The following is a 12,619-nucleotide window of genomic DNA, read 5'->3' as shown; positions in this document are numbered from 1 at the left end:
TTCGAGACGCCTGGGCTCGCCAGCCGAACCGTGATCAGACGGTCTCGGCCTGCACAGTCCCGCAGCAAGGTCGTGATCGTCGCATCACGAGGGCGGGCAACGGCACGAGCTTCCGTGTTGCCATAGGGCCGAGCGCGGGCTTGCGCGCAGTCACGCCAGCGTCGAACGGTCTGGATCTCAGGATTTTCAAGCGATCGACTGCAATCGTATCGAGTTTCATTACTGGCTCTGCACGAGATGCCTTCCAGAGACTGCGCTCGATCGTGACGGAACGCCAGGACGGCCACGCCATCGCCGGCTCCAGGTCCAGGCGGCCCCGCTCTCGGCAGGCGCAGCCGCTCACGGCGCGGGCGGACCGGGAGCGGCCCTGTTACTTGGCGAGCGCGGCCTTCTCGATCGCCGCGGCGACTTCGGTCGCGTGAACGACGAGCGAGGCGTGGCTGCCGGCGACTTTCGTCGTCTGGGCCTTCATGGCGGCGGCGAACAGCTTCTGGACTTCCGGTGCGATCACCTTGTCCAGCGTGCTGATCACGTAGAACGTCGGCTTGTGGTGCCACGCGGCCGCATCGACCGGCGCTTCGAACGCCGTGTGGCTCAACGGAAGCTGATGGTTCGCCAGGGATTGGGCGATCTGCGGGGGAAGGTCGGCCGCGACCGCGGATGGGAAGACTTTGGGATCGATGTAGAGATTGCCTTTGTCGTCGGGATGTATCGCCGCAGCCCCTTCCGTGGCCGGACCGCTCTTGGCGAGGGTCGCCAGGGATTGGCCCACGTCCGGCGCAAAGGCGGAGACGTAGACGAGCGCCGAGACCTTGGGATCGTTGCCGGCCTGCGTGATGACGACGCCACCCCAGGAATGGCCGACGAGAACCGTCTTGCCTCTCTGCTTTGCCAATGCCTGCTCGGTGGCCTCGACGTCGGCGGCGAGAGAGGTCAGAGGATTTTCGACGCGCGTGACGGTGTAGCCCTTCTTCGTGAGGATGTCGGCGACGGGCTTCCAGCTCGATGCATCGACAAACGCGCCATGGACAAGGACAATGTTGTGAGCCGCCCCCTTGGGCAGCGCGGTGGCGTGGGCAGCGGCCAATGTCGTTGCAGACATCAAGGCCGCGGCCAGGGACAGAACAACACCTTGCATAATAACTCCTGCCGACGGGCGGATAACGCGAGGTCGCGAATGTGCAAGCGCTGCGAAATGTTCGCGCCCTGAACCTTGCGCCAGGAACGAAGGACGATTGCACGATGCGTCAACGCCCTCGGCAGGACCTAATATGACTGTGTCTTGAACGATAGAGCTTGATCGTCCGCGTGTTGTGTCCGATCGTCCGGGACCTTATCGTCGCCATTATGGACATCCTTGCCGAAGTACTCGACCGCGTGCGCCTGGGTGGGACGCTGCTGTTCCATTTCGAGCTCGGCCATCCCTGGAACCTGGCACTGCCGCAACGCCCGTACGCGCTGTTCCACTACGTCAGCCACGGCTCGGCGATTCTCGCTCTCGATCAGGAACGCGAATTCCACATGAGCGCGGGCGACCTTGTCGTCATCTCGCGCGGCGAGCCCCACGAATTCTACTCGGATCGCCGAGCAGAGCCGTTCTCGGTCGTCGATCTCGATCGGTCGTCCGCGCATCACGGCATTGTTCGCCATGGCGGCGGCGCTCAGCCCTGCTCCACGATGATTTGCGGCAAGTTCACCGTGGCACAGCCGTCGCGGAGCAGCCTGTTGGAGCTGCTTCCGCCCGTCCTCCACCTCAAATCGGCGGAGGACGGTGCGTGGCTCGAGCAGATCCTGCGGCGCATGGTGCGCGAGTCGGCGCAGCCGCGTCCCGGCCAGGACGTCGTCCTCTCACGATTGACGGAGGTCCTCTTCGTCGAGGTGCTGCGAAGCTGGTCGCAATCGCTGCGTCCCGGCGAAGGCGGCTGGCTCGGGGCGATAACGGACCCGCATATCGGACCGGCGCTTCGATTGATGCACAAGCGATTGGATCGGTCCTGGACATTGGACGAGCTGGGGCAACAGGTCGGGCTCGGTCGCTCGGCGTTCTCGGCCCGCTTTACCAAGCTCGTCGGCCAATCGATGTACCGCTATCTGATCGCGCGCCGGATGTCGGAAGCTGCCTTCTTGCTCGAGACGAGTGACCTGGGGATCGCACGCATTGCGACCGGCGTCGGCTACGAGTCCGTCGCCGCGTTCTCAAAGCTTTTTCACCGGCATCATGGCCTATCACCTGGCCGTTACAGAGCGACCCGGCACCTCAAAGACGACGCGCGGCAGGAGAACGGCCTGTAACGCCGGTCTTTCGATCGGCCGAAGTCCGGGCCATGCGGAGCGGGCCGGTCCCGCATCGGCGGCGCTTCCTCGGAGAGGTGGAGCGCGCGGCGTGACGACAGGCATGACCGGCTTGCCCCGATGACCCGATCCCCCTCTGTCGCCAGCGCCACCGGCGTCGGGTCGGAGGCAAGCTGCGGTCAGATCCGCGTCAGCCGCGAGGCCAGATGCCCGAGCGCCGGGGCGGAGGCGACAGCGCGCACCAGCTGCCTGGCGGCATTGGGGGTCTCGGCCGCGCGCCAGAGCCATCCGGCCAGAGCGATCGGGACGGACGACCTTCGCGAGAACGATCGCTGGAAGCGTTCGGCCGGCTCGCCGCGCGCGATCGCGTTGGCCGCGGCCAAGCCGCTGCACAGCGCGATGGCGATCCCTTCGCCCGCGAGCGACGGGATGACCCCGGCCTGATCCCCGATCCGGTAGAGATTCGCGGGTCCGGGACCCGCGCGCCAGCCGTAGGGTACGTTCGCGACCGCCTGGGCGCGCCCGAGCGTTGCCGCGGCCAGGCGCAGACCGAGGGCGGGCGATTCCTCCGCGACAGCCTGGAGGAGCCGATCCGGTGCGCCGTCGACCTCGCTGAGGCGGCTTCGTCGGACGGCGAGGCAGAGGTTGGCATTGCCGTCCTCCTGGATGACCAATCCGGCATACCCGCCGCGGAACAGGTGCAGCTCCACCCGGTCGGAGAGCAACGTCGCGAGCGCCCGGCTCCCACCCAGGCGCCAGCGCAGCCCGACCGCGGCGTCCCCGTCCGGGCGCGGGCGCGCGGCACCGCGCAGATCATGCTTGCCGGTCGCGAGGATCGTGCAGGGCGGGCGGATCTCGCCCCCGTCGACGAGACGCACCCGGCCCTCCGCCAGGGCCCGCGCCCCGATCCCGGTCTCGATTGCCGCGCCCGCCGCCCGGGCGCGCGCGCGCAGGGCCTCATCGAGGACGCGGCGCGAGAGGGCGACGGCGGGTGCGGGCAGCCGAGCTTCGGCGCCGTCCCGCCCCGAGAACAGCGCCAGCGCCCCGACACGATGGGCGCCGAGGGCAACGGGATCAACGCCCAGATCGATCAGGCGCCGGATCGTCGTCCAGCTCAGGAAGCCGCCGCACAGGGCATCCTGCGCTTCGGGATTCCGTTCGATCAGCAACGGCCGCAGGCCCGCCCGGGCGAGTCCGATGGCGGCGGCGGCACCGGCCGGGCCGCCGCCGATGATCAGCGGAGGCGCTCGACGCATAGCCGGAACGGGAAGCGGCGAGAGACGGAGGCTTCGGCGATTCCGGCCTCGGCCAGGATCGGCGGCCATTCGGCCGGCCGGTATGCGCGCGCGATCGAGAGGGTGCCGTCCTCGCGGACGATCCGATGCCAGCCCATCGCCCGAGCCAGGATCGGAAAGCCCGCATGGGGCAGGGCGTGCCGGTGCAGGTCGTTGACCAACCAGCCGACACGCGCCTCGGCTTCCATGAAGCGAAGGAACGCCAGCAGTTCCGCGTGGTCCATGTGGTGCGCGACCAGGCTCGAGACGATCACGTCCCAGCCCTCTCCGGCGAGGTCCGCGTAGGCGCCGGTGCGGTATTCGATGCGGAGTCCGCCGTCGGTTGCCGCGCGGGCGACCGGCGCCGAACGGGGGTTGATGTCGATCCCGACCAACGCCACGGCAACGCCCTCCCGGGCCGCCCAGCGCGCGATCCGACGCAGCATGTCGCCCTGCCCGAAGCCGACGTCGAGGAGCCTGAGCCGCCCGGCGCGCCGAGCCGCCCGCCTCAGGAAAGCCAAGGTCGGCCGCGCCGCCAGCGTCCATCGGTTGACGCGCGCGAGGTCTGCGAGGAGCGCGGCATATGCGGCCTCGGGCAGATCCGGAGCATCCATCTGCTCTTGCGCCGAGGCCCGGACGGCCAGCGAGCGAGGGCGCGCGGGCCCGCGCCGCCCCGCGGTTCCGGAGGGCCCGGAACCTTGCGGCGCCGGTGCCCCGTCGGAACCCCGCCTCGGCGGCTCCGGCCATCCCTCGGTCTCGGTCTCCGTCGTCGCTGGCATCGACCACCTCTCCCGCGTCGATATCGAATGACGCCGCCCGCACCGGAACGCCCGCGTCGCGCGTCGGAAGACGCGCGGAGTCCGGGCGCCGGCATCCCGCCCGGTGCCGCGGCGTCTTTGAATCACGGCCGGCGAGCCCGGGATCCCGGATCCGGGCGCCGGACGCGCGGAGCTAGGCCGCCTTTCGGAACATCATGGTTTCGGCGACGAGACCCGGGCCGAACGCCATCGCACAACCGACCTGACCCGCCGTCGCCTGATCCATGAGCGCGGCGAGCACGAACATGACGGTCGCCGACGACATGTTGCCGAACCGACGCAAGATGTTGCGCGAGACCGCCAGCGCGCTGGGCGGGAGCGCGAAGGCGCGCTCCACGGCGTCGAGCACGGTCCGGCCGCCCGGATGGACGGCCCAGGCGTCGACGTCCGGGATCCGGTTCCCCGCCAGGAATTCGTCCGCGCGACCGCTGATCCCGTCCTGCACCGCCGCGGGCAGGCGGCCCGACAGGACCATGTCGAACCCGGATTCCCGGATATGCCAGGTCAGGAGCTGTCGCGTGTTGGGCGTCAGCAGGGCGTTGAACGCGTCGAGCCTCAGCCCGGTCGGATCGGCGGAGACGATGCTGGCCGCGCACCCGTCCGCGAAGAGCAGGAATGTCAGGATCTGCTCGAGATCCGAGGTCTCCTGGAGGTGCAGCGTGCAAAGCTCGATGTTCAGCACCAGGACCCGGGCCTGCGGCTCCGAGCGAACGATGTGCCGCGCGATCTTCAGGGCGTTGATTGCCGCGTAGCAGCCCATGAACCCGACCATCGTCCGCTCGACGGACCCCCTGAGGCCGCAACGCTCGATGATGTCGATGTCCAGCCCCGGGGCCGAGAAGCCGGTGCAGCTCGACACCACGAGATGGGTGATGCGGTCCCGCTGATCCCCGAGTTCGAGTTTCTCGACCGCACGCGTCGCGAGCGCAGGGGCGTGCTCCTCGTAGAGTCGCATGCGGGCCGCGGTCGTCGGGAAGCTCCCGGGTCGGTAGAGGCCCTCGGCATCCACGGCGTCGCGGCCCGGGTCGAGCCCGGGCGCGAGGCAGGAATACCGATGCTCGATCCCGCTGCGCTCCACCATGCGGTCCAGGATGCGCAGCTTGCGCCGGTCGTCGGCGAGCTGGGATCGGGCGAAGGCCGCGAAAGCCGCGTGGACGTCGTGGGGCGGGACGGCCGTCTCGATGCGGTTGAGGTAGGCTTCCGTCATGGCTTCGGCTCCAGGCTCGGATCGGCGCGTCGGCGGACGAGCAGCAGGGCGGCGATCGCGACCACGTTGAGAGTTCCGACCAGCATCCAGGCGTCGCCGATCGAAGCGGTCAGGGCCGCCTTCTCGACGAGCGGCGCGACGAGGGCACGGGTCGCCTCGCTGATCGGCTTGCCCGACCGGGCAGCGAAAACGGCCGGCGGGATGCCAACCCCTCGCGCGGCGTCGACATCGCCGGACGCGAGGCGCGCGACGAGATCGGATACGTGGCCGGGGATCCGCCCGTAGATCACGGTGTCGATCAGCGAGAGGCCGACGGCGCCGCCGAGATTCCGCATCAGGTTGAACAACCCGCTGGCATCCGGAACGCGCTCGGCCGCCAGCTGCCCCAGCGCCAACCGTGTCGGCGCCAGCAGGCAGAACATGATGGACAGCCCGCGTACGACCTGCGGGACGACCAGCGCCCCGGGATCCATCGCGGCCGTCTGGGTCGTGCTCAGGAACGAGCCGACCGCGAACAGACCGAATCCGAGGACGGCGAGCACGGTCGCGTCGACGCGCCCGTCCAGGGCGACGGCGAGCGGAGACGCGGCGAGCTGCGCCAAGCCGGTGACGAGCATGATCTCGCCGATCGCGAGCGGCCCGCGTCCCTGCACGTAGCCCAGGAAGACCGGCATGAGGTAGACGCAACCGTAAAGGCCCACGCCGCAGGCGAAGCTGAGTGCCGAGCCCACGGCGAAGCGGCGATCCGCGAACATCCGGAGCTCGACGAGCGGATGGGCCGCCGTCAGGGTGCGGCGGACGAACACGAGGGCGGACACCGTGCTCGCGCCGAGATGTGCGACGGTTGCAGGCGCCGTCCAGCCGGATTCCGGGGCCGCCTTGAGGCCGAGCTCCAGATTGCCCAGGGCGACGGCCAGGAGCACCAGGGCCGGCACATCGAGTTCGCTGAGCCGTCCGCGCCGCCGGTCCCGCGACGACAGCAGCCAGTACCCGCCGATGGCCGAGACGATGCCGGGGAGCACGTTGATCAGGAACAGCCAATGCCAGGACGCCGTCTCGGTGATCCAGCCGCCGACGACGGGGCCGGCGGTCGGGGCGAGGACGGCGAGCGTGCCCGCGACGGCCGTGGCGATGCCCTGGCGGTTCGGCGGGAACAGCAGGAAGACGGCCGAGAACACGGTCGGGATCAACGCGCCCCCGGACGCACCCTGGAGCGCGCGCCAGACGATGAGCGAGGCGAAGCCGCCGCTCGCGGCGCATCCGCACGACGCGAGCGTGAACAGGGTCACCGACGTCACGAAGAGCCGGCGCAGGCTCGCCAGGCGCGTGAGGGGACCCGTGAGCGGAATGACGAGCAGCTCGGCGGTGAGATACGCCGTCTGGACCCAGCTGATCCGGTCCGGCGCGATCCCGAGACCCGCCTGGATCCGCGGAAGGGATGTCGCGACGATCTGGATATCCAGGATGGCGATGAACATGCCGACGCACAGGATGGCGAAGCCGGCCCAGGTCCGGGGCCCGGCGGTCGGCGCCGGCGAAATGGCTTCGATCGGGTTCGTCGGAGCGGGCCGATCGGCGGCGTCCGCGACGTCGTGGACGATCGGGACGGACGCTCGGGCCGCCTGCCGGATATCGGGCATCCGGGGGCGAACGGCACCGACGGGATGCGGCGTCATCTCAGGGGCGTCCGGCCGCGGTCAGGCCGCCCATCGGCGTCACGGTGTCCGAAATCAACGCGATCCCCCTGTGACCCCTCGGCGCGACGGACCGTCCGCCGGCTCGCGGCCTACAGACCAGTTCGTGGCCCCCGGCGTCATCCTGTGAAATCTGACAGGCTGAACTCGGACGGGCCGGGCCTAAGCCTTCGAAGCCCGGCCGCCGGGTCCGCTGGGGGATCGCCATGTCGGTGCTGCGCAAGACCCTGGCCTGGCGCCACTCCCTGGTCGCGAAGCTGGGCCTCATGGTGCTCCTCTTCATCGCCGCGACGGAGGGCGCCCGCCTCCTCAGCCTGGATCGGCTCGAACATGCCGACGCGCTCTCCCGCGAGATGCACCACCGCTGGCTGGAGCGCATCCGGATCCTCGGGAGCCTGAACCACGGGATCTCGGACGCGCGCACCGCGGAGGCCGAGATCCTCCTGGGCCCGGATCCCGCGGACCGCCCCGATCGCCTCGCGTCGCTGCAGCGCATGTCCGCCCATCTCGCGGAGGTGATGGCACGCTACGCGGCGCTGCTCCGGCGAGACGAGGACCGGAGCGCGCTCGTGCGGCTGCAAGACCTGTGGCGCGCGCACGCAGCCGTGGCGGAGCGCGTGGCCGCGCTGAGCAGGGACGGCGAGGCCGAGCAGGCAACCCTGCTGTTCAACGGCCTGTCGAAGACCACCTTCGACGCGGCCCGCGACGGCGCCTTCGACCTGACGCTCGTGACAGAAGCGCGCGCGGAGGCCGACCGCGGCCGGGCGGCCGCGGCCATCGCGGAAGCTCAGGACTGGGTCTCCGACCTGATGCTCGGGACCCTGGCCCTGTTCTTCGCCATCACGGTCTACGTCTGGCGCGCCATCTCGCAGCCGCTCCTGCGGCTCGCCGATCGCATGCGGCGCCTCGCGGATGACGAGACCGATTTCGCGCTCCCCGACGAGAGGCGGCCAGACGAGATCGGCGCGATGGCGCGCGCCCTCGCGGTGTTCCGGCGCAACACCACCGAACTCCTCGAATCGCGCAAGCGCCTGGCCATTCAATCCGGGGCGCTGAGCACCGCCTTGAAGAAGGAGCGCGCCCTCGCCGTCGAGCAGCGCAACTTCATCACGACGGTCTCGCATGAATTCCGCACGCCGCTGATGGCGATCGACGGGAACGCCCAGCGGCTGATTGCGACCAAGGACCGGGCCAAGCCGGGCGACATCGCCGATCGGGCGCACCGCATCCGTTCCGCCGTGTTCCGGATCGCGAGCCTGATGTCGGGCCTGTCGCGGGCGCTGGAGGATACCGGCGGGAACCTGCGCCCGCGCATGCGCCGCTTCGATCTCGCCGAGATGCTGCGGTCGCTGTGCCGGTACTATCGCGAGATCGGGATGGGCGGTGCGTTGGTCGACGACGTGCCGGATGCATCGCTGGAGATCGTCGGCGATCCCGACCTGCTGCATCTGGCCGTCAGCAACCTGCTCTCGAATGGGTTCAAGTACGCGGCGGACAGCGTTCCCGTCCGGCTGCGGGCCTACCCGTCGGGCGCCGGCGTCGAGATCGTCGTCGAGGACGAGGGCGTGGGCATCCCGCGCGGCGAGATCGGACGGATCCGCGAACGCTACTACCGGGCGAGCAACGTCGGCACGATCCCGGGGACGGGGATCGGGCTGAGCCTCGTGGAGGAGATCGCGCGCCGCCATGGTGGTCGCCTCGTCATCGAGAGCGAAGAGGGCCGCGGAACCCGTGCTATGCTGGCGCTGCCGCGAGACGGGGCGCTTTCATCCCCGGAGCCGGAGCATGCCCAGGATACTCTGCGTTGAGGACGACGAGGAAACGGCGAGCCTGCTCGCGGAGGCCCTGGTCGACCTCGGCTACACGGTGGATCGCGCCCCGGACGGGGAGGCGGGTTTGTCGGCCATCCGGATGTCGCCTCCGGACCTGGTCCTGTGCGACGTGCGCATGCCGGGGATGAACGGCCTGGACCTGATCGAGCGGTTGGCTTCGACCGCCCCGCACCTCGCGCGGATCCCGTTCGTGTTCCTCACGGCTCTCGACGATCGCGGCAGCGAGATCGCCGCGCGCCGCAAGGGCGCGGATGACTATCTCACCAAGCCGGTCGACTTCGAGATGCTGGCTGTCGTGGTGGAGCATCGTCTCCGCGCGGGTCGCGGCGGGCAGAGCCACGACGCGTTCGGCCATCTGACCAGTCGGGAACGGGAAGTGTTGACCTGGGCCAGCCGCGGGAAGACGTCCGCGGAGATCGCCCTCATCCTCGATTTGCGGGAGCGAACCGTCAATTTCCATTTCGACCAAGCCATGAAGCGCCTGAACGTCGTCAACAGAACGCATGCGGTGGCGCGTGCGCTCTCGTTGCGTTTGATCGATTGAAGGACCTCGGCCGTCCGAACGTTTCCGGCAGACGGTCTGATCGATCGTCCCCCTGTGACTATGTCGGCCGTCCGATCCCACGGCGGCATGTTCCGCGGCCTGGACCGGCTGGTTGCACGTGGCAACGCCGGGTTCGTCTCCGGGGCCTACCGGGTCGGAGGCATGCTGCTCTACGTCAGCAACGGCACCGCGCTGTGGCCGGGCTTCGCGCCTCGGCTCGGCCGCCCGTCGGAATTGACGCGGATCACCCTGCGGATCCCGTCGTGACGTCGCTTTTGCCGTTCGGCGGGGCAGCGCAAGCGTCGCCGTCGCTCTAGGATGGTTGAACGTCGGGATGAAGCGATCATGACCGTAGATCAACCGGAAGGTGTGAGGCCGCGCCGCGTCCTCTTTCTGGGTGCGACCGGCACAATTGGCCGGGCGACGGTTCGGGCCCTGGTGTCGCGCGGTCACGAGGTCATCTGCCTCGTCAGGCGCCCTGCCGACACCGCGATCCCCGCGGGCGCCACCGCGCGGATCGTGGACCTGACCGATACGGTGTCGCTGGCGCGCGACGGGGTCCGCGGCGAACCCTTCGACGTCCTGGTATCGTGCCTTGCCTCGCGCACAGGGCTGCCCGACGACGCCTGGTCGATCGATTACGGCGCGCAGGTCAATGCCCTGCACGCGGGCCGGACGGCCGGCGTGCAGCATGTCGTGCTTCTGTCGGCGATCTGCGTCCAGAAGCCGATCCTCGCCTTTCAGCACGCCAAGCGCGCCTTCGAGGCAGAGCTGATCGCGTCGGGGCTCGACTACACGATCGTTCGGCCGACCGCCTTCTTCAAATCGCTCTCGGGGCAGATCGACCGCGTGAGACGCGGCAAACCGTTCCTGGTGTTCGGAGATGGGACGCTAACGGCCTGCAAGCCGATCAGCGACGACGACCTTGGCGGCTATCTCGCGGACTGCCTCGACGACGGGGACCGGCGCAATCGCGTTCTGCCGATCGGCGGGCCGGGCAAAGCGATCACGCCGCGCGCGCAGGGCGAGCGGCTCTTCGCCCTGCTGGGACGCGAACCGCGCTTCACGCACGTTCCGATCGTGCTGCTGGATGTGATCGTCGCCGTTCTGGCGACGATGGGCCGATGGGTGCCGACCCTGGCCGCCAAGGCCGAACTCGCGCGGATCGGGCGTTACTACGCGACCGAATCCATGCTCGTGCTGGACCCGGCGACCGGGCGATACGATGCGCAAGCCACCCCGTCGACCGGATCGGAGACGCTGTTCGACTACTACGCGCGCGTGGTCCGTGGCGAGGCGGTCGCCGAGCGTGGCGACCACGCCGTGTTCTGACGATGCGCGGATCCAGATGACGCCAGCCGACGCTGCGACCTTCCGCTCGGGGTGGAGGCTGTGTGAGAGCGCAGTTCGGTGTGTCGGTACGGAGTTGTGACCGCGCGCAAGGTGGCGCGTACTCTCACGCCCGGAGGGCGGTGCGGCGTGGTCCAGTGCCGAGGATCGCCATCACCCGCTTCAGATCGGAGGCCAGGACTTGCAAGCGCATCGCGGTCGCCACGTTTCTCAACCGGCGCATCCGGATGTGCGTCGCCCCCATCCAGCCCTTGAGCGTCCCGGTCACGTGCTCGACCGTCTGGCGGCGCGTGCGCATCGCGTGAGGATCCGCATCGAGCCGCCGCTGCACGGCTTCCAGGACCGCCTCATGGTCCCACCGCGTCACGCGCCGCTCCTTGGCTGGCGTGCAGCGCGCTTTGAGCGCGCAGCCGTGGCAGGCGGTCGTCCAGTCGCGGCGTAGCGTCAGTCCGTCTTCAACGTTCGTGTAGCGGTAGGGGAGCCGCCCGCCGGGCAACGGTAGGCGTCCGACCCAGGCGCGTAGACGAAGTCCTGTTTGCCAAAACGCCCCTCCGCCCTGGCGCCCGAAGCCAGCGGCTTGGTCAGTGTCACCGCGATGCCGGCCTGCTCGCAGGCCAGGATTTCCTCGCCCGAGAAGTAGCCGCGATCCGCCAGCACGTTGCGCGCTTCATGCCCGGTTGCCGCCTGCCCCTGGCGGCTTGTGCGCCAGTTGGGTCCGGTCGTGCCCGACGTTGGTGACCGCGTGGGCGACGATCAGATGATGCTCGGTGTCGACGACCGCCTGCACGTTGTAGCCGACCATCCCCGTACCCTTGCCGTGCGTGGCCATCGCCCGCGCGTCCGGATCGGTCAGAGAGATCTGCCGATCGGGCGCAGCTTCGAGGAGCCTCTCCATCGCCTGCAGTTCGCGCATCGGCGTCCGCAGGGTGTCCGGACGCTCGGCGATACGCACCTGGCGCACGCGCGCGACCTCGTCCGCATGGCGGTCGGCGGTGTCGAGGGCGGCCGGATAGGGCGCAATGCTCGCCTCGACCTGCCCGATGCGGCGCCGGACCGCCGCCGGGGTGAAGTTGCGATCGCGTGTGTTCACCGCTTTGAAGCGGCTGCCGTCGCGAGCCACGGCACCGCCGGCCAGGAGGCCGGGTTGGCGGCACTGGATCACGAACTGGCGGCAGGCAGCCTGTATCGCTGGGCCGTTGTCGCGTCGGAAGTCGGCGATGGTCTTGAAGTCGGGGGCGGGGCGGCCGGTCAGCCACCTCACCGCGACGTTGCGGCCGACCTCACGCTCCAGGCGGCGGCTGGAGGCCCCTGGTTGAGGTCGCCGTAGCGGCAGAGCTTCAGCAGTGTCGCGGGATGATGGCCGGGCCTGCCCGTCGCGGCCGGCATCACACCAGCAAAACCAAGGGCCGCAAGATCGCGTTCATCCACGAACACATCGACGACGCGAACTGGATTGTCCTCGGCCTCGGAGTCGTCCAGGCGATGCGGCGGAAGAGCGATCCGATGACGATCCGCACCACCAGCGAACCGCATCATACCAGCCTCCACCGTCACGCAAAGACGATCAGAACCGCAGCGTTCTCACACAGCCTGGGCGGGATGCGGAAG

General features: G+C 69.5%; 9 protein-coding genes and 2 pseudogenes. 5 read left to right on the top strand and 6 right to left on the bottom strand.

Features of this window, described 5'->3' with window-relative positions; genetic code table 11:
- Window positions 1-370 precede the first annotated feature (370 nt).
- A complete protein-coding gene (locus JOE48_RS00485; RefSeq protein ID WP_210025871.1) occupies window positions 371-1,138 on the bottom strand; it encodes an alpha/beta hydrolase in 768 nt (255 codons plus the stop codon).
- A gap of 209 nt (window positions 1,139-1,347) precedes the next feature.
- Between JOE48_RS00485 and JOE48_RS00480 the strand changes: the two genes are divergently transcribed.
- Window positions 1,348-2,292, top strand: a complete 945-nt coding sequence (locus tag JOE48_RS00480; protein ID WP_210035489.1) for an AraC family transcriptional regulator — start codon at window positions 1,348-1,350, stop codon at window positions 2,290-2,292.
- 179 nt (window positions 2,293-2,471) lie between these two features.
- On the opposite strand, the gene JOE48_RS00475 is transcribed toward JOE48_RS00480, so the two are convergent.
- The 4 genes from JOE48_RS00475 to JOE48_RS00460 form a co-directional block, all read right to left on the bottom strand.
- Window positions 2,472-3,548, bottom strand: a complete 1,077-nt coding sequence (locus JOE48_RS00475; RefSeq protein ID WP_210025869.1) for an NAD(P)/FAD-dependent oxidoreductase — start codon at window positions 3,546-3,548, stop codon at window positions 2,472-2,474.
- Entirely contained in the window at window positions 3,527-4,180 is a 654-nt protein-coding gene (locus tag JOE48_RS00470) for a methyltransferase domain-containing protein (RefSeq protein WP_210025867.1), read from the bottom strand. Before JOE48_RS00470 ends, JOE48_RS00475 begins: the two co-directional genes overlap by 22 nt.
- Before the next feature lie 337 nt (window positions 4,181-4,517).
- On the bottom strand, window positions 4,518-5,591 hold the full coding sequence (locus tag JOE48_RS00465; RefSeq protein WP_210025864.1) for a type III polyketide synthase: 1,074 nt from the start codon (window positions 5,589-5,591) through the stop codon (window positions 4,518-4,520).
- On the bottom strand, window positions 5,588-7,267 hold the full coding sequence (locus JOE48_RS00460; RefSeq protein ID WP_245252666.1) for a DHA2 family efflux MFS transporter permease subunit: 1,680 nt from the start codon (window positions 7,265-7,267) through the stop codon (window positions 5,588-5,590). Before JOE48_RS00460 ends, JOE48_RS00465 begins: the two co-directional genes overlap by 4 nt.
- A 224-nt stretch (window positions 7,268-7,491) precedes the next feature.
- On the opposite strand from JOE48_RS00460, the gene JOE48_RS00455 reads away from it, so the two are divergent.
- From JOE48_RS00455 to JOE48_RS00440, 4 genes and pseudogenes are all read left to right on the top strand, one after another.
- Window positions 7,492-9,093 (top strand): ATP-binding protein, encoded by a 1,602-nt coding sequence (locus JOE48_RS00455; protein ID WP_210025862.1) that lies wholly within the window; start codon window positions 7,492-7,494, stop codon window positions 9,091-9,093.
- Entirely contained in the window at window positions 9,071-9,661 is a 591-nt protein-coding gene (locus JOE48_RS00450; protein WP_210025861.1) for a response regulator transcription factor, read from the top strand. The genes JOE48_RS00455 and JOE48_RS00450 overlap by 23 nt, the downstream gene beginning before the upstream one ends.
- A 75-nt stretch (window positions 9,662-9,736) precedes the next feature.
- Window positions 9,737-9,928, top strand: a pseudogene (locus JOE48_RS00445) (metallophosphoesterase); the annotation flags it as partial.
- 78 nt (window positions 9,929-10,006) lie between these two features.
- On the top strand, window positions 10,007-10,993 hold the full coding sequence (locus tag JOE48_RS00440) for an NAD(P)H-binding protein (RefSeq protein WP_210025858.1): 987 nt from the start codon (window positions 10,007-10,009) through the stop codon (window positions 10,991-10,993).
- A gap of 124 nt (window positions 10,994-11,117) precedes the next feature.
- Here JOE48_RS00440 and JOE48_RS00435 read toward each other — a convergent pair.
- A pseudogene (locus tag JOE48_RS00435) lies at window positions 11,118-12,547 on the bottom strand (IS1182 family transposase).
- Window positions 12,548-12,619 lie beyond the last annotated feature (72 nt).

Source organism: Methylobacterium sp. PvR107 (assembly GCF_017833295.1).
Lineage (GTDB): Bacteria > Pseudomonadota > Alphaproteobacteria > Rhizobiales > Beijerinckiaceae > Methylobacterium.
The sequence above is the reverse complement of the archived record's forward strand: the minus strand, read 5'-3'. Positions and strand labels throughout refer to the sequence as shown.